At 70.7% G+C, this 16,417-nt stretch carries 14 protein-coding genes; 6 read left to right on the forward strand and 8 right to left on the reverse strand.

All coding sequences use genetic code 11. The features are described from left to right. Window positions 1–8 precede the first annotated feature (8 nt). From dnaG to ACTIMO_RS11250, 4 genes are all read right to left on the reverse strand, one after another. Window positions 9–1,964 (reverse strand): DNA primase, encoded by a 1,956-nt coding sequence (gene dnaG / locus ACTIMO_RS11235; RefSeq protein WP_448182461.1) that lies wholly within the window; start codon window positions 1,962–1,964, stop codon window positions 9–11. 43 nt (window positions 1,965–2,007) lie between these two features. Beyond that, a complete protein-coding gene (locus ACTIMO_RS11240) occupies window positions 2,008–3,291 on the reverse strand; it encodes a deoxyguanosinetriphosphate triphosphohydrolase (RefSeq protein ID WP_055772685.1) in 1,284 nt (427 codons plus the stop codon). A gap of 62 nt (window positions 3,292–3,353) precedes the next feature. Next, on the reverse strand, window positions 3,354–4,595 hold the full coding sequence (dusB, locus tag ACTIMO_RS11245) for a tRNA dihydrouridine synthase DusB (RefSeq protein ID WP_448182462.1): 1,242 nt from the start codon (window positions 4,593–4,595) through the stop codon (window positions 3,354–3,356). Between the two features lie 104 nt (window positions 4,596–4,699). After that, window positions 4,700–6,205: a YibE/F family protein gene (locus ACTIMO_RS11250; RefSeq protein ID WP_448182463.1), complete on the reverse strand. Its 1,506-nt coding sequence runs from the start codon at window positions 6,203–6,205 to the stop codon at window positions 4,700–4,702. Between the two features lie 212 nt (window positions 6,206–6,417). Here ACTIMO_RS11250 and ACTIMO_RS11255 point away from each other — a divergent pair, with 212 nt between their 5' ends. From ACTIMO_RS11255 to ACTIMO_RS11265, 3 genes are all read left to right on the forward strand, one after another. Next, window positions 6,418–7,152 (forward strand): alpha/beta hydrolase, encoded by a 735-nt coding sequence (locus tag ACTIMO_RS11255; RefSeq protein ID WP_235498998.1) that lies wholly within the window; start codon window positions 6,418–6,420, stop codon window positions 7,150–7,152. A gap of 131 nt (window positions 7,153–7,283) precedes the next feature. Then, window positions 7,284–8,093: a DUF1295 domain-containing protein gene (locus tag ACTIMO_RS11260; protein ID WP_448182464.1), complete on the forward strand. Its 810-nt coding sequence runs from the start codon at window positions 7,284–7,286 to the stop codon at window positions 8,091–8,093. 32 nt (window positions 8,094–8,125) lie between these two features. Then, window positions 8,126–8,911, forward strand: coding sequence for a lysophospholipid acyltransferase family protein (locus tag ACTIMO_RS11265; RefSeq protein ID WP_448182465.1), 786 nt, complete (start codon window positions 8,126–8,128; stop codon window positions 8,909–8,911). An 8-nt stretch (window positions 8,912–8,919) separates the two neighbouring features. On the opposite strand, the gene ACTIMO_RS11270 is transcribed toward ACTIMO_RS11265, so the two are convergent. Further along, window positions 8,920–9,831, reverse strand: a complete 912-nt coding sequence (locus ACTIMO_RS11270; RefSeq protein WP_448182466.1) for a GNAT family N-acetyltransferase — start codon at window positions 9,829–9,831, stop codon at window positions 8,920–8,922. Then, window positions 9,831–11,219 carry a glycine--tRNA ligase gene (locus tag ACTIMO_RS11275; RefSeq protein ID WP_448182467.1) on the reverse strand — a complete coding sequence of 463 codons (1,389 nt, stop codon included), beginning with the start codon at window positions 11,217–11,219 and terminating at the stop codon, window positions 9,831–9,833. Before ACTIMO_RS11275 ends, ACTIMO_RS11270 begins: the two co-directional genes overlap by 1 nt. 289 nt (window positions 11,220–11,508) lie before the next feature. On the opposite strand from ACTIMO_RS11275, the gene ACTIMO_RS11280 reads away from it, so the two are divergent. After that, window positions 11,509–13,134 (forward strand): M28 family peptidase, encoded by a 1,626-nt coding sequence (locus ACTIMO_RS11280; RefSeq protein WP_448182468.1) that lies wholly within the window; start codon window positions 11,509–11,511, stop codon window positions 13,132–13,134. A gap of 86 nt (window positions 13,135–13,220) precedes the next feature. Here the strand turns inward: ACTIMO_RS11280 and ACTIMO_RS11285 are convergent, their stop codons facing one another. Continuing rightward, a complete protein-coding gene (locus ACTIMO_RS11285; RefSeq protein WP_055772703.1) occupies window positions 13,221–14,183 on the reverse strand; it encodes a DMT family transporter in 963 nt (320 codons plus the stop codon). A 40-nt stretch (window positions 14,184–14,223) separates the two neighbouring features. Between ACTIMO_RS11285 and ACTIMO_RS11290 the strand changes: the two genes are divergently transcribed. Then, window positions 14,224–14,451, forward strand: a complete 228-nt coding sequence (locus ACTIMO_RS11290; RefSeq protein ID WP_055772707.1) for an RNA-binding S4 domain-containing protein — start codon at window positions 14,224–14,226, stop codon at window positions 14,449–14,451. 98 nt (window positions 14,452–14,549) lie between these two features. Here the strand turns inward: ACTIMO_RS11290 and ACTIMO_RS11295 are convergent, their stop codons facing one another. Next, window positions 14,550–15,230, reverse strand: coding sequence for an alpha/beta hydrolase (locus ACTIMO_RS11295; RefSeq protein WP_055772710.1), 681 nt, complete (start codon window positions 15,228–15,230; stop codon window positions 14,550–14,552). A 146-nt stretch (window positions 15,231–15,376) separates the two neighbouring features. Here ACTIMO_RS11295 and ACTIMO_RS11300 point away from each other — a divergent pair, with 146 nt between their 5' ends. Further along, on the forward strand, window positions 15,377–16,195 hold the full coding sequence (locus ACTIMO_RS11300) for an SGNH/GDSL hydrolase family protein (protein WP_055772850.1): 819 nt from the start codon (window positions 15,377–15,379) through the stop codon (window positions 16,193–16,195). Window positions 16,196–16,417 lie beyond the last annotated feature (222 nt).

Raw genomic sequence — 16,417 nt, forward strand, 5'->3', positions numbered from 1 at the left:
GCCCGCGCTCACTCCTCGCGGAGGAGTCTGCGCTGCATCTCGAGCTCCATCAGGTCGCGCTGGAGCTGGTTGTAGAGCGTGGGATCCGCCGCCGGATCCATGCGCTGGAGCTGCCCGAGCTTGTCGGCCTTCTGCTGCGTGATGCGCAACTCGGTCAGCCGGTTGAGGATGTCGCGGCAGTACAGCACCATCGCCTCGGCGTCCTTCGCCGGCAGCGGCCGGACGGCCAGCTCGCTGACCAGCGGACGGAGGACATCGGGTACACCCTCCCGCACCGACTCCACCCAGCGGGACAGTTCCGTGCCCGCCGCTCCGGCCGCGATCACGGCCGTGTGCAGTGCCTCGTAGACGGGAACGCTGAAGCGGGACGTGGAGAAGCTCTCCCACTGGGTGGCGGTGAGGAGGGTGGGCTGCTGCAGGACCACCTCGAGCGCCTCGCGTTCCATCCGCGCGATGGGGTCGCGGGGATCCGGTCGCGCGTAGTAGGGCTCCTCCACATCGGTGCCGGCCTGCGAGCCCTGACCGGCCGGGGTGTTCCCCGGCCGAGCCTGCTCGCCGGGTTGCTGTCCGAACCGTCCCTGCCGGTCGCCGGACGCGGGGGCACCGGGCCCACCCGTCTCGCGCCGCGCAGCGGACGAGACCGCCCGGGCCACCTGGTCCTCTCCCACGTACTGCATGCCGAGCCAGCGGGACAGCTCGCGGGTGTAGGTCGACCTGAGGGAGACGTCGCGGATCTGCGCGACGATCGGCGCGGCGTGCCGCAGAGCCTTCACCTGCCCCTCGCCGGAGGACAGGTCGAACGCATCGAAGGAGGCCTTGATCGCGAACTCGAACAGCGGACGGCGATCCGCGATCAACGCGCGCACGGCGTCGTCACCCCGGGTCTGCCGCAGCTCGCAGGGATCCGCGCCGAAGGCCTCCACGGCCACGTAGGTCTGGGCGGTGAACCGCTGGTCCTCCTCGAAGGCGCGGAGGGCCGCCTTCTGGCCGGCGGCGTCCCCGTCGAAGGTGAACACCACCTCACCGCCCGTGCCGTCGTCGGACAGCAGCCTGCGGGCGATCTTGATGTGGTCCGTGCCGAAGGCGGTGCCGCAGGTCGCGACGGCGGTCCCGACACCTGCGAGGTGGCAGGCCATCACGTCGGTGTATCCCTCGACGACGACGAGCTGCCGGTTCTTCGCGATCTCCTTCTTGGCGAGGTCGATGCCGTAGAGCACCTGCGACTTCTTGTAGAGGGAGGTCTCGGGGGTGTTGAGGTACTTGGGCCCCTGGTCGTCCTCGTAGAGCTTCCGTGCCCCGAAGCCGACGGTGTCCCCGGTGATGTCCCGGATGGGCCAGATGAGGCGGCCGCGGAAACGGTCGTAGAAGCGCCCGGCGTTGCTCGACGACGCGCTGAACATGCCGGTGAGCTTGAGTTCGTCGAGGGTGAAGCCGCGGCCCGTCAGGTGGTTCAGCAGCGAGTCCCAGCCCTGGGGTGCGTAGCCGACACCGAAGTGGGCGGCGGCCTCGCGGTCGAAGCCGCGTTCCTGCAGGAACTGGCGGGCCGTCGCCGCACCCTGGGTGAGCAGCTGCTCACGGTAGAACTCGGCGGCGACCTTGTGGGCGTCGAGGAGACGCCGGCGCTTGCCGACGTCCTCGCGGCGCGGTCCCGTCCCGCCGTCCTCGTAGTGCAGCTCGTAGCCGATCCGGGCGGCGAGCTTCTCGACGGTCTCGCTGAACGAGGTGTGGTCCTGCTTCTGCACGAAGGAGATGACGTCACCACCCTCGCCGCAGCCGAAGCAGTGGTAGGACCCCATCTGCGGCCGGACGTGGAACGAGGGCGACCGCTCGTCATGGAACGGACAGAGCCCCTTCCATGAGCCGATCCCCGCCGATTTGAGGGTCACGTACGCCTCGACGACTTCCTTGATGTCGGTGCGCTGGCGTACCTCATCGATGTCTTCACGCTTGATGAGTCCGGCCATGGCATTCAGTTTATGCCTGCCCCACCGACACTCGGACCGGCTCCTACCAGAGGGCGGGGACGGGACCGACGATCCGCTCGTGGAGCCCGAGGGCGGAGGCATCGGTGAGCGATGCCACCTGGTCGATGACGACGCGGAGACGGGCCTCGTCATCAGGGGCCTCGCGCCAGTCCGCGGCGAACATGGGCTCGAGGTAGCGGTCGCCGTCGGCGTGGATCTGGGCGACCAGGGACGCGAGGATCTCCCGCTGCCGCTCGTACAGCGGCTGGCGATGATCCGTGGTCATGACGTAGGTGGTGGCGAGGCCCTTCATGACCGCGATCTCCATGATGGTCTCCTCGGGCACCACCATCTCCGCGTTGTAGCGCGTCAGCGGGTCAGGTCCGTAGATGGAGCGCGTGGACTGCATGGCGCTGAGGCAGAAGCGGCCGATCAGCTGGCTCGTCATGTTCTTCAGCGCGGCCATGGAGCGCCGCGTGCCGTCGGCCTCCCGCACCCACACGGGGGTCCGCTCGAGGCGGGAGAGCGCGGCGTCGACGGCGGCAGGATCACTGCCGGGCAGGTACCACTGCTGCGTATAGCCGACCACGCGGGCCCGGGCGTCCGCGCTGTCCATCCACCTCAGCTGCAGGTGCCCGGCGACGATCGCGTCCTCGACGTCGTGCACCGAGTAGGAGATGTCGTCCGCGAGATCCATCACCTGCGCCTCGACGCACGAGCGCCCCTCGGGGGCACCCGCCCGGAGCCAGTCGAAGACCGGGAGGTCGTCGTCGTACGCGCCGAACTTGGTGGTGCGCCGGCCGTCGATGACGGGGGCGGAGGCCACGGTCCAGGGGTACTTGCACGCCGCGTCGAGGCTTGCGCGGGTGAGGTTCAGGCCGGCGGGACCGCCGTCGGCCTGCAGGACCTTGGGCTCGAGCCGGGTGAGCAGGCGCAGCGTCTGGGCGTTGCCCTCGAAGCCGCCGATGCCGTGTGCGATGTCGTTCAGCGCCGACTCGCCGTTGTGGCCGAAGGGCGGGTGGCCGAGATCGTGCGCGAGGCAGGCGGTGTCCACGATGTCCGGGTCGCAGCCGAGGGTCCGCCCCAGTTCCCTGCCCACCTGCGCCACCTCGAGGGAGTGGGTGAGGCGCGTGCGGACGAAGTCGTCCGTGTCGGGCGCGACGACCTGCGTCTTCGCACCCAGCCGGCGGAGCGCGGAGGAGTGCAGCACACGGGCCCGGTCACGTTCGAAGTCGGTGCGGTGGGAGCTCTTCGGCGGCTCCTCGACCCACCGCGCGGTGTCCGCGGCGGTGTAGCCGGTGGTGGAGGCCGGTTCGGTGAAGCTCATGATGCCTTTCTAGCGCAATGACTCGGAGGACGCCCGCGGGATCGGCGCATGGGGAGGACCGGTCAGCCGCCGGAGACGTCGAGCTCGGCGGCCGCGATGTCAGCCTGCTGCGCCGCGTTGAGCACGCGGCCCTCGAGCCAGTGCTCGGGCAGGGCGGTCCTCTTCGGCGATCCGGCACGGCCGCGCGGTCCCTCCGCGTCCTGTCCCGGATAGGGCGAGTCGTGGTCCAGTTCGGCGAGGAGGCCGCGCAGCACCTCGAGGGTGGGCACGGTGGCGAGCCTGGCCCGCAGGTCCCCGCCCACCACGTACCCCTTGAAGTACCAGGCCATGTGCTTGCGGATGTCCCGTAGGCCCATCATCTCGCTGCCGAACGTCTCGACGAGGAGTTCGGCGTGCCGGTACACCGTTTCCGCGACCTGGCCGAGGCCGGGACGGTGCCGGGTGGGACTGCCCTCGAAGGCGTTCATGAGGTCCCCGAACAGCCAGGGCCTGCCCTGGCACCCGCGACCGATGACGACGCCGTCGACACCGGTCTGCCGCACCATGCGCACGGCGTCCTCGGCGCTCCAGATGTCGCCGTTCCCGAGGACGGGGATGTCCGGAAGGGCCTCCCGCAGTTCGGCGATGGCGTTCCAGTCCGCCTGCCCCGAGTAGAACTGGGACGCGGTGCGTCCGTGCAGGGCGACGGCGGCCACGCCGCAATCGCGGGCGATCTTCCCCGCCTCGCGGAACGTCAGGTGGTCCTCGTCGATGCCCTTGCGCATCTTGATGGTCAAGGGCACGTCACCCTTCGACGCCTCGCGGACCGCGGTCTGCACGATCCCCGTGAAGAGATCGAGCTTCCAGGGAAGCGCCGCTCCCCCGCCCTTGCGGGTGACCTTCGGGACCGGGCAGCCGAAGTTGAGGTCGATGTGGTCGGCGCGGTCCTCCTCCACGAGGAGGCGCACGGCCGCCCCGACGGTCTTCGGGTCGACGCCGTACAGCTGCACCGAGCGCACCTTCTCGTCGTCGTCGTGGGAGATGATGCGCATCGACTCGGGGCTGCGCTCGACGAGCGCCCGGGAGGTCACCATCTCGGAGACGTAGAGACCGCCGCCGTACTCGCGGCACAGCCGGCGGAACGCCTTGTTGGTGATGCCGGCCATGGGGGCGAGGATCACGGGTGTGTCCACCGTGATGTTCCCGAGGGTCAGGGGCGGGAGGTCGAGTCTCAGGGCGGCGTCTGCCGGCTCGTGCGGCGCGGCGGCCGGCTCATCCGAGGAGCGGGCACCGGAGGGGGCGGGGCGGGTGGAAACTGCAGTCACCCCTCCATTGTCGCAAGGGCCCGCAAATCCGGGATCCGGCACCGGCCGGACCTCCGGGAGCGCGGACCCCCGCTTCGCGGCCGAAGCCTTGCGCCAGCCCCGCGTCATTCCGCTCCCTCTCTCGCCTGGTCCGGTTCGTCCGCCTGACGCGTGCCGCGGGCGCGGCGTTCGCCGAGCGCCACGAGCCGTTGGCCGGGCGCAAGTGTCCCCGCTCCCTCGGCGACGGGGGCGGCAGGCATCACCCCGCCGTGATGCCGGGTGTCGTGGTCGGAGTCGCCAGCGGGGCGGGCGCCTTCGTGCCGGACGCCGTCGGGAGTGCGGCCGGTCGGGTCGTCGTCGAGCCCTCCGCCGTCACGCCCTTCGCCGCGCCCGCGGGCTGCCCTGGGCCCGACAGCCTTGACCACGAGCACCGCGATCAGGGTGGTGAGCGGGATGGCGAGCACGAGCCCGATTGACCCGACGAGGGTCCGCACCACCTCCTCGGCGAGCTCGCCGCTCGTGAGGGTGTCGAGGAGCGGGCGGTCGTAGAGGGAGACGAGGATCAGGATGGGCAAGGCCGCCCCGGCATAGGCGAAGGCGATCGTGTAGACGGTCGAGGCGATGTGGTCACGGCCGATCCGCATCGCGGAGGCGAAGAGGCGGCGGCCGGAGGTGTCCGGCGCCAGCTCGTGCAGTTCCCAGACCGAGGACGACTGCGTGATCGTGACGTCGTTGAGTACACCGAGGCCGGAGATGATGAGGCCGCACAGGATGATCGACGAGATGGACAGGTCCGCCGAGGCGTTGACCAGCGTGTAGGCGTTCTCGTCCCCGACCCCCGTGAGGTGTGCGGCATCCGTGGCCCATGCGGCGAGCAGCGCCGTCACCGCCAGCCCGAAGACGGTCCCGAGGAGCGCGGTGGAGGTCCGCGCCGAGAACCCGTGCGCGAAGTACAGGACGCCGTACATGATCGCCACCGAGCCCACGAGCCCGAGCAGCAGCGGGGGCGCCCCCTCGAGGAGGCCGGGCAGGATGAACTGCGCGAGGATCACGAGGGCTCCCACCAGGCCGACGATGGCCCGCAGCCCCCGCCAGCGGGCGACCGCGATCACGACGACGGCGTAGAGCACCGCGAGCGCGACGATGGGGACCGACCGGACGAAGTCCACGAAGACGTAGGGCGCGGCACCGCCCTGCATGACCTCGGACAGGTCCAGGTACCGGATCTCGTCACCGGCTTCGACGGCGTCCGTCCTCGCCAGTTCCGGTGTGACCTCGACCGGGATCAGGTCACCGCCGCTGGCGGGTTGCGTGTAGGCGACGGTGCAGGTGAGGGCCGTCCCGCCGGCGTCGACGGTCGGCTGGGAGGACGGGCAGTCCGCCTCGGCGACCTCGCGGACGGTGCCGCGGTCGAAGCTGACGCCGTCGGCCGTGGCGTACGGATCGGCGACGGTCAGGGAGCCGCGGTCTCCGCTCGGCCAGAGCAGCACCATCGCGACGAGGGTCAGCACGCCGATGGGCACGAGGATGGCCGCGAGCAGGAGGGTTGCGCGGCGACGGGTGGCAATCGCGGATGCGGACGGCTCCGAACTCCCCGTGGCGCTCGTGGCGTGCGGGTGGCTGTGGCCCACGGAACTCCTCCGGCTGGTCGGTACGGCTGGATGGTGCGAGTATTCCCGAGGCACGACGGCGTCGCGCTGCGGCCCGTACGGATTCTACGCAGGAGAACGTGCGAGGCTGGGACGGCAGCGCCGGGGAGCCCCGGGACGGTGCAGGCTGTCCCGGATACCACCGCAGGACCGACGGCACGAGGACAACCCTCCGGGGTCTGAGAGGACGGAACGTGGCAGCGCAGGCATCACTCCCCGCGAGGGACAGGGACCCCGTGGTCTCCACCGGCGGCGCGGACTCCGACGTGCGCGGGGTTGCGCTGGTCCTCCACGGGGGCAGGGCCAGCAGCTTCGACGCGGTGCAGCCCCAGCACCTCAGTCCGCTGCGGATGCGCCCCTTCGCGGCGCGCCTCGCCGCCGACGGCGGGAGGCACGGACTCGCGGTATGGACCCTCCGCAACCGGGTACGCGGCTGGAACGGCGCCGACCGGTCCGCCCTGAAGGACGCACGCTGGGCCCTCGCGCGCATCGCGGCCGAGTATCCCTCGCTGCCGGTCTACCTCCTCGGCCACTCCATGGGCGGCCTCACCGCGCTCTACGCCGCGGACCATCCACAGGTGCGCGCCGTCGCAGCCCTGGCTCCCTGGCTCGAACCCGCCAGTCCGGTGGAACCGGTGCGGGGTCGGGACGTCCTCATCATGCACGGGGACACGGACCGGTGGACCAGCCCGACGTCCTCGCTCTCCTTCGCTCGGCGCGCGGTGGGCGTCGCCGAGGACGTCCACTACGTGCGGATGCTCGGCGCCGGCCACTTCATGTTCCGGACCGTGCCCGTCTGGCACGGCCTCAGCACCTCCTTCCTCCTCCGGCGCTTCGCCGGGGACACGGGAGCAGCCGTCGCCCCCGCCGTCCTCGGGCGCTCGGACCTGCTGTACCGATCCTCCGACCCCCTCGGCGTGACGGCGTGACCGCCCGACCCCCCGGTAGGACCGCCTGACCGCGTGACAACGGCTTCGCTTCCCCGGCTGCCCCTGCCACCCCGCGACCACTCCCGCGACAACTCCCGCGACAACCCCGCCACGACCCATCGAAGGTGCCCATGACCGTCTTCCCCCTGTCCGCGTTCCTTGTCGGCCTGCTGCTCTCGATCGCGGGGGTCGCCGTGCTGATGGCCCTGACCTTCGCCGTGGCCACGGTGCAGAGGCGGCACTCGGTCATCGACGTGACCTGGGGCCTCGGCTTCGTGGTCGTGGCGGTCATCACCTTCCTGGCCTCTGCCGGCGAGGGCGACGACGGCCGGCGCGTCCTCATGCTCGTCCTCGTCGCCGCCTGGGGCCTCCGGCTGGCCGGGTTCATCGCCTGGCGGGCCCGCGGCGGCGAGGAGGATCCGCGCTACGAGGAGATGCTTGCAGATCCCCCCGGCTCGGCAGCCGTCCTCGCGCTGCGGAAGGTCTACCTGCCCCAGGCCGGGGTCATGCTCTTCGTCTCGCTGCCCATCCAGGTCGCCATGGTCAGCACCGGCGCCCTCGGGCCGCTGGCATGGATCGGAGCGGCCGTCTGGGCGGTGGGACTGTTCTTCGAGAGCGTCGGCGACCAGCAGCTCGCGTCCTTCAAGAACGATCCCGCCCGTCGGGGGACGGTGCTCGACACCGGCCTCTGGCGCTACACACGCCATCCCAACTATTTCGGCGACGCGATGGTGTGGACGGGTCTGTTCCTCGTCGCGGCCGACTCCTGGCCGGGAGTCCTGACCGTTCTGTCCCCCGCGCTGATGTACTGGGCCCTCGCCAACAAGACCGGGAAACCGCTGACGGAGAAGCGTATGTCCGCCCGGCCGGGGTACAAAGAGTACATCGAGAGCACGAGCGGGTTCTTCCCGCTCCCGCCGAAGGCCGGAAGAGGGATCTGAGCATGGGATGGAAGCCGCGGCAGAGTGACCGCATGTACCGGGCAGTGGTGTACGCGGGCAAGTCCGTGTTCACGGCGCTCCGCCTGCCCGTCAAGGTCACGGGAACCGAGAACCTGCCCGCCTCGGACCCGCTGAACGGGCGCTCACGCCGCGCGGTCCCGGGTCACGGCGCGGTCGTCGCCATCACGCACTTCGGCTACCTCGACTTCGCGTTCGCCGAACTGGTCCTGTGGAACCATGCGCGCATCCAGGCGCGGTACATGATCTCCAGGCGCGCCGCGGAGCACTGGTTCGTGAGTCCGTTCGTGCACGGGCTCGGGCACGTCATCACGGACCGCACGGCGGGAGCGGAGGCGTACGACGACGCGCTGGCGAAGCTGCGCGCCGGTGAGTACGTCGCGATCCTGCCGGAGGCCGGCGTCTCCCGGAGCTACACCGTCCGGGCCCTGAAGACCGGTCCTGTGCGGCTCGCCGCGGAGGCGGGCGTACCCGTGATCCCGATCAGCGTCTGGGGTGCGCACCGACTGCTGACCCGCGGGCACGGCTTCTCGCTCAAGCGCGCCTGGCGGTCACCGATCCGCCTGCACATCGGCCCGCCCATCCACCATTCGCCCGGCGTCGACGTGGCCGAGGAGACCGAGCGGCTGCGGCGGGAACTGCAGGACGGCATCGAGACCTGCATCGCCGACTTCCCGGTCACGCCCGCAGCGGGCGCCTGGTGGATGCCGGCGCACCTCGGTGGCGGCGCGATGACCGAGGCAGAGCGCGACGCCGCCGATGTGGCCGACAAGAAGGCCGGGAGGCACAGCCGGGGCTGACGCCCCGGTCAGGCGGTCGCGACGACCAGCGTCTCGGGTCCGGCGAGCTGCGCTGCGCCTGTAGCGAGCAGGGGCTCGACGACGGCGACGAGGGCCTCCATGGCGTCGTCGACCTCCAGCTGGATGGGGTACTGGTGCACCAGCATCGCGATCATCGTGGCCACCGCGGCCTGCTGCTCCGCGGGCGGGAGCGAGGTGTCGTAGCCGAGCAGCACGTCCGCGGGGTCGTCCGTGCGCGCCTGCGTGTAGCTGACCGCGAAGGTCGCGATCGCGCCGCCGTCGGCCGTCGGCCGGTCCCGGAGCACGATCGCCCCGCCGGCGCCGCTGGCATCACCGAGGAAGAGCTGCTGGGCCCTGCCAAGGCTGAGCTCGGCGCGGTCCCAGACGTGGACGGACTCGTAGAAGGCCGCGAGCGCCCGCGTGAGTTCCACCGATCCGGTCGCCGCCTCCTCCAGTTGGGGACCCGCGGCGTCGTCGAGCGCTGGGGCGGCGAGGGCACCGGGCCCGATGACGACGAGCCGCGAGCGCTGCAGCGCGCCGAACCCGGTGGCCTGCGCGAACGCGGACCCGGTCGTCCCCGGCGTCACCTTCGACCGGAGTGCCGTGATGCCCGACGGCGACGCCGCGGCCTCGTGCTGGAGCATCGTGAGGAGCGTGGAGCCGACGCCCGCGCGCCGGTGGTCCGCCGCGACCTCGATGTAGCACCAGAGCCTGTCGGGGTGCAGTGCCGCACCGTAGACGCAGCCGGCCGCGACGGGAACTCCCTGGTCCACCACGGTGATGCAGCGGTTCCAGGGCTCCTCCGCCGGCGGCCTGAAGGACACCCGGAACTGCTCCGACGTCGCGGATTCGGGGCCACCCCAGAGCTGGATGAGCTCGAGGTCGTCGCCCTCCTGCCAGGCGCGGTACTCGAGGGCCATCAGGCTCCGATCAGTCGTGCGGCGAGGTATCCCTGCACCTGGTCGAGGGACACGCGCTCCTGCGCCATGCTGTCCCGCTCGCGGATGGTGACGGCCTGGTCCTCGAGCGTGTCGAAGTCCACGGTGATGCAGAACGGGGTCCCGATCTCGTCCTGGCGCCGGTAGCGGCGGCCGATGGCCCCGGCGTCGTCGAAGTCGATGTTCCAGCCCTTGCGGAGCTGCGCGGCCAGGTCCTTCGCCTTCGGGGACAGGTCCTCGTTGCGGCTGAGCGGCAGCACGGCCGCCTTGACCGGCGCGAGGCGGGGGTCGAGCTTCAGGACGGTGCGCTTGTCCACCCCGCCCTTGGCGTTGGGCGCCTCGTCCTCCGTGTAGGCGTCCACGAGGAATGCCATGAAGGAGCGGGTGAGGCCGGCCGCGGGCTCGATCACGAACGGCGTGTAGCGCTCGTTGGTGGCCTGGTTGAAGTAGCCGAGGTCGGTACCCGAGTGCTTCGAGTGCGTCGAGAGGTCGAAGTCGGTGCGGTTCGCGATGCCCTCGAGTTCTCCCCATTCGGAGCCCTGGAAACCGAAGCGGTACTCGATGTCCGTGGTGCCCTTGGAGTAGTGGCTCAGCTTCTCGAGGGGGTGTTCGAAGAGGCGCAGGTTGTCCGCCCTGATGCCGAGGTCGGTGTACCAGGCGAAACGCTTGTCGATCCAGTACCGGTGCCACTCCTCGTCCGTCCCGGGCTCGACGAAGAACTCCATCTCCATCTGCTCGAACTCCCGGGTGCGGAAGATGAAGTTGCCCGGCGTGATCTCGTTGCGGAAGCTCTTGCCGATCTGGCCGATGCCGAAGGGCGGCTTCTTGCGCGCCGTCGTGAGGACATTGTTGAAGTTCACGAAGATGCCCTGGGCGGTCTCGGGGCGCAGGTAATGCATGCCCTCCTCCGACGCGACCGGTCCGAGGAAGGTCTTCAGCAGTCCGGAGAACTCCTGCGGTTCGGTCCACTGGCCCTTGGTCCCGCAGTTGGCGCAGGTGACGTCCTTGAGGCCGTTCTCGGGCGCGCGGCCCTTCTTCTCCTCGTACTCCTCCTCGAGGTGGTCCGCCCGGTAGCGCTTGTGGCAGGAGAGGCACTCCACGAGGGGATCGCTGAAGACGTCCACGTGGCCGGAGGCCTCCCAGACCTGTCGGGGCAGGATCACCGCGGAATCGAGGCCGACGACGTCCTCCCGGCCGCGCACCATCGTCTGCCACCATTGCCGCTTGATGTTCTCCTTGAACTCGGCCCCGAGGGGTCCGTAGTCCCAGGCCGAGCGGGAACCGCCGTAGATCTCACCCGACTGGAAGACGAAGCCGCGCCGCTTGGCGAGCGAGATGATGGGGTCGAGTGCTGACTTGGCTGCTGCCATGGGATCTTCTCCGGTTCTCTGCAGGCCGCTGGGTGCGGTCCGCGGGTGGGGGGCGCGTGGTGCAGGCTGGTCCGCTCCCGTCGCAGGGGCGCCAGAGCTACCCGGCAAGCCTACCGGGTCGGGCCGTGGCGTCGGCGGTGGTGGCAGGCCCTGCATCCGGTCGTGGAGGGGCAGGGGGAACCCCCTTGACGTGACGGCGGAAGCTTCCTAGGTTGAGCACACTCCGACGTGTGATCCACGTCACCCCCGCGTCCGGACAGTCCGGACCGCTCGCACCCAAAGGACCCCCATGCCCCGTTCCTTCGTACGCCCGCGCGCCCGCATCGGACGCTCGGCGCTGGCCCTCGCCAGCAGCCTCGCCCTCGTGGCGAGCGGCAGCTTCGCGGCCAACGCCGCGCCGACGTTCGACAACAGCACCAACAACTCCTCCAAGAAGCTCCGGGCGGCGGTGACGGTCGAGAAGGTGGTGGGGCACCTCACGGCCCTCGACGCCATCGCCGAGGCCAACGGCAACACCCGCGCCTCGGGCACCGAGGGCTATTCGGCGTCCGTCGACTACATCGTGCGCAAGCTCACGGCAGCGGGCTACTCGCCAACTGTCCAGTCCTTCCTCTTCCCGTTCTTCGCCGAGTTGAGCCCCGCCGTGCTGGAGCAGTCCACGCCCGACGACGTCACCTACGGCGCCGAGGACGTGGCCACGATGACGTTCTCAGGTGCCGGGGACGTCTCCGGCGAGATCCGCACGGTGGACACCACGGGACCCGCGAGCGCGGCCGGCACCAGTGGCTGCGAGACCACGGACTTCGCCGGCTTCACGGCCGGCTCGATCGCACTGGTGCAGCGCGGCGGCTGCACCTTCGCCATCAAGGCCGCCAACGCCGAGGCCGCGGGCGCGACGGCGGTCATCATCTTCAACACCGGCGTGGGCGGCAACACCGCCGCGGTCGCCGGCACGCTGGGGGCACCCGACCTCGTGGGCATCCCCGTCGTCGGAGCCAGTTTCGCCGCCGGCAACGACCTCCTGGGCGAGGGCGTCACCGGCCGTGTCGCCGTCGACACCATCTCCGAGAACCGGGAGACCTACAACGTCATCGCCGAGACCGGCACCGGGGATCCTGACAACGTGGTCATGGTCGGAGCGCACCTCGACAGCGTGCTCGCCGGACCCGGGATCAACGACAACGGGACGGGCAGCGCCGGGATCCTCGCCGTGGCAGAGGGCATGGCCAAGGTCAAGACGGCCAACAAGGTCCGCTTCGCGTGGTGGGGTGCCGAGGAGGAGGGCCTGCTGGGCGCCGAGTACTACGTGGCCGACCTCGTGGAGAAGGATGAGCTCGATCGCGTGGGCCTCTACCTGAACTTCGACATGATCGGCTCGCCGAACTTCGGCCGCTTCGTGTACGACGGCGACAACTCCGCCTTCCCGGTGGGTCCCGACGCGGCGGCCGGTCCTGAGGGATCGGGCCGGATCGAGCAGGACTTCCACGACTACTTCGCATCGGTGGGCCTGGCCTCGGGTGAGACCGCGTTCAGCGGCAGGAGCGACTACGGACCCTTCATCGCGGAGGGCGTCCCCGCGGGTGGCCTCTTCACCGGAGCCGAGGGCATCAAGACCCCCGAGCAGGCCGCCCTGTTCGGTGGAGTGGCCGGCGCGCCCTACGACGCCTGCTACCACGCGGCCTGCGACGACACGAACAACCTCAGCATCGAGGCCCTCGACCAGCTGAGCGACGCCATCGCTCACCTGACCGTGACCTACGCGTCGAGCACGTTCGCCGTGAATGGTGCCGGCACTCCCGTGAAGGGCAAGGGCAAGAAGGACCGCTTCGACGGCAACCCCCTCGGCGGCGGCACGGAGAGTGGCGGCGGGCTCCACCCGGAGCACGACCACGACCACGAGGTCGCGGACCGCTAGCACGACCAGCACGACCAGCACGACCAGCAGGGGCTGCTCCCGACGGGGCAGCCCCTGCTGCGTGCGGCGGGGTCAGGGGACCGGGCTCAGGGAGTGACGCGGCGCGGCCAGGGCAGCGTGGTCAGGATGATGGCGCCGAGCGTCAGCAGGGTCCCGGCCACGGTCGCGAAGGCCACGATGGTCCCGGGCGCCGGGACCACGAGGTCGAGCAGGAGCGAGCCGACGAGCTGCCCGCCGATCATGCACAGACCGGTGAGGAGGACGCCGAGGCTCCGCACCAGCAGTGCGCCGAGGGCGATGAAAATGCACCCCATGGGTCCGCCGAGGTAGTACCACCACTCGGAGGGCAGGGGGTTCCCCGGTCCGGCGATCACGAGCTTGACCAGCCAGGCCGCCAGCAGGACCGCCGTCCCGGCGATGAAGTTCATGAGGGTCGCGGCGAGGGGCGTGCCGTAGTGCAGGGACGCCGTGCCGTTCATGGCCTGCTGGAAGCTGAGCAGCACGCCTCCGGCGACGGGCAGCAGGACGGGCAGGAGCCAGCTGGAGACCTCGCCGGCTCCCCCGAACCGCGGCGAGACGGCCCAGACGACGGAGAGGACGGTCAGGACGACGCCGATGACGCGCATGGCGGTGACGGCCCGCTTCCCACCCGGCCCGATCCCGGCCCGGTCCACCAGGAGTCCGCTCAGCGACTGGCCCATCACGGCGGCCACGGTGAACAGGGCGACGCCGATCAAGCCGATGGTCAGGGACTGCGTGAAGACGAAGAACGCACCGATCGCACCGGCGGCGATGTAGAAGGGCGGGAACCGGCGCTCACGCACCGAGGGGAGGATCTGCAGCGCACCGGCGCGTGCGGACGGCAGCGCCAGGGTGATGACGATCATCACCACCAGGCCCGTGCCGAAACTGATCAGGGCGGCGGCGATACCGTCCCCCAGGGCGGTACCGAGCGCACCGTTGATCCGGCCCTGGACGGGTACCGCGAGTCCCGCGGCGAGGGCGAGCGGAAAGCTGACGGAGGGAGGGAGCAGAGGCGCGTCGGACACCCGTACAGCCTAGTCCGGCGGCATCCGGCATGATGGACGCATGACCGACGACTCCAGCACAGAACTGCCCATCCGGGATGACATGATCCGCCTGGGGCAGCTGCTGAAGCTCGCCTCCCTCGCGGAGGACGGCGTGGAGGCGAAGACCCTCATCGACAACGGGCTGGTGCACGTGAACGGGGAGATCGAGGAACGGCGCGGACGCCAGCTCCACCCGGGTGACACCATCAGCGTCAACGGCGAGACGGTGCGGCTCACCCGCGGCTGACGGTTCCCCGACGCGGGTGGTCCGCACCGCGCGGCTTCGGCGCATCCGTCGCCGCCGGGTCGTCCACGGTGGTCCTCCCGCCGCGTCCGGATCCGGCGTCAGCGCTTCCCGAGCACCGTCATCGCGAGGAACTCGCGGACATGGGCCAGCTCCTGCACGTTGATGCTGTGGAACATGTTCGAGTAGAGGATCTTCGTCAGTTTCGTGTGGGTGGTCAGCCAGGCGTGGGTGACCTCGATCATCTCCGCAGTGATGACCTGGTCCTCCTGGTCGCGCCCCCAGAAGAACGGCGTGGGGGTCGCAGCGGCGTCCTCGTCCCGGAAGAACGCATGACCCTCCGAGGGGACGGTGAAGCCGGAGAGCCCGACGACGCAGGTGAAGTCCGCGGGTCGGTGCCGCAGGAGCGAGGTCGCCACCGCCATCCCCTGCGAGAACCCGAGGATGCTGACGCTGGTATGCACGTCGCGTACGGTGTCGAGCCACTCCGAGACAGCACCGACACCAGCGACAACGCGCTCCACGGAGTAGTCGGCATCACGGGCCAGGGGGAACCACGAGTAGCCGGGGCCCACGGCCAGCGGCGCCCGGACGGAGGCCACGGTGAACTCACCGGGCAGGTGGTCCGTCAGGCCCATGAGGTCCTCCTCGTCGGCCATGTAGCCGTGGAACAGGACGAGCAGGGGCGTACCTGCGCGCTCGGACTCGGGCCTGGACCAGAGGACCACCGGCTCCCAAGAGCGTGGCTCGGGCGCGGCGGTGCCGGAGGCGGATTCAGTCATGCCGTCCATCCTGTCACGGGGCGATGACTCCCTGCACTCCGGATGGCTGGTGTCCGGCGGCCGGCAGCGGTCACAATGGTGCGGTGAGTGCAGCGAACACCGGGGGTCCCCCGCAGAGCAACGCCCAGCCCATCCCGAACGGCCCGATGATCGACCCCACCCTCAACTCCGAGCCGCACCCGTGGCATCGCTACGTGGCACTCGGTGACTCCTTCACCGAGGGGATCGGCGATCCGAACCCGGCCAGCGTCGGCGGTAACCGCGGCTGGGCGGACCGCGTCGCCGAGGAACTGGCGCGCGGCCAGTCGAACTTCGCCTACGCGAACCTCGCCGTGCGCGGGCGCCTCCTCCAGCAGATCGTCGACCAGCAGGTCGACGCCGCGATCACCCTGCGTCCCGACCTCGTCACCATCTCGGCAGGCGGCAACGACCTGCTGCGTCCGGGCGGCGATCCCGATCTGCTCGCGGCCAAGCTCGACGACGTCGTCGGGACCCTCGCCGGTTCGGGGACGACCGTGGTGCTGTTCACGGGGCCGGACGTGCGCGAGACCGTCCTCGGGAGCATCCGCTCCAAGACCGCGATCTACAACGAGAACCTGCGCACCATCGCGACGCGGCACGAGGCGGTCATCGCGGACATGTGGGCGCTCCGGCAGCTGCTCGATCCGCAGATGTGGTCCACGGACAGGCTGCACTTCTCGCCGCTCGGCCACCACACCATCGCCGCGATGGTCCTCGACACCCTCGCGGTGAGGCACACCCTCGAGCCGCTGCAGCCCAAGGAGCTGCCGGCTCGCACCTGGCGGGCCGCACGCGCGGAGGACCTCGTGTGGGCACGCGAGTACTTCGTGCCGTGGGTCCTGCGCCGCCTGCGGCACCAGTCCTCGGGAGACGGCGTCACCGCCAAGCGGCTCGAACCGGCACCGATCTTCGGACCGGGCATGCCACCGGGCGCCGCGGACTAGCTCGCCGTCCGCCGCGGCACGCGGGGCCGTCCGCCGCCCCTCGCTCGTTGGCCCGGGGACCAGTGTTCCCGGCGTCCCGGAGGCGAGCCGTCCCGCGTCCCGGACGCGACCCTTCACCGCGTCCCAGGGACGACCCTTCCCAGCGTCCCGGAGACGACGATGACCGGTCGGCGGGCAGCCGACCGGTCATCACCGGTGTCTTGAGGGCGCCGAGGGCGACGC

Source organism: Arthrobacter sp. CP30, assembly GCF_053470025.1.

Excerpts from the sequence above, each read along its gene's own strand:
- ACTIMO_RS11275 (WP_448182467.1), bottom strand. The coding sequence starts at position 11,219 with ATGGCAGCAGCCAAGTCAGCACTCGACCCCATCATCTCGCTCGCCAAG.
- ACTIMO_RS11240 (WP_055772685.1), bottom strand. The coding sequence starts at position 3,291 with ATGAGCTTCACCGAACCGGCCTCCACCACCGGCTACACCGCCGCGGAC.
- ACTIMO_RS11300 (WP_055772850.1), top strand. The coding sequence starts at position 15,377 with ATGATCGACCCCACCCTCAACTCCGAGCCGCACCCGTGGCATCGCTAC.
- ACTIMO_RS11295 (WP_055772710.1), bottom strand. The coding sequence starts at position 15,230 with ATGACTGAATCCGCCTCCGGCACCGCCGCGCCCGAGCCACGCTCTTGG.
- ACTIMO_RS11265 (WP_448182465.1), top strand. The coding sequence starts at position 8,126 with ATGTACCGGGCAGTGGTGTACGCGGGCAAGTCCGTGTTCACGGCGCTC.
- ACTIMO_RS11270 (WP_448182466.1), bottom strand. The coding sequence starts at position 9,831 with ATGGCCCTCGAGTACCGCGCCTGGCAGGAGGGCGACGACCTCGAGCTC.
- ACTIMO_RS11280 (WP_448182468.1), top strand. The coding sequence starts at position 11,509 with ATGCCCCGTTCCTTCGTACGCCCGCGCGCCCGCATCGGACGCTCGGCG.
- dnaG (WP_448182461.1), bottom strand. The coding sequence starts at position 1,964 with ATGGCCGGACTCATCAAGCGTGAAGACATCGATGAGGTACGCCAGCGC.
- ACTIMO_RS11290 (WP_055772707.1), top strand. The coding sequence starts at position 14,224 with ATGACCGACGACTCCAGCACAGAACTGCCCATCCGGGATGACATGATC.
- ACTIMO_RS11260 (WP_448182464.1), top strand. The coding sequence starts at position 7,284 with ATGACCGTCTTCCCCCTGTCCGCGTTCCTTGTCGGCCTGCTGCTCTCG.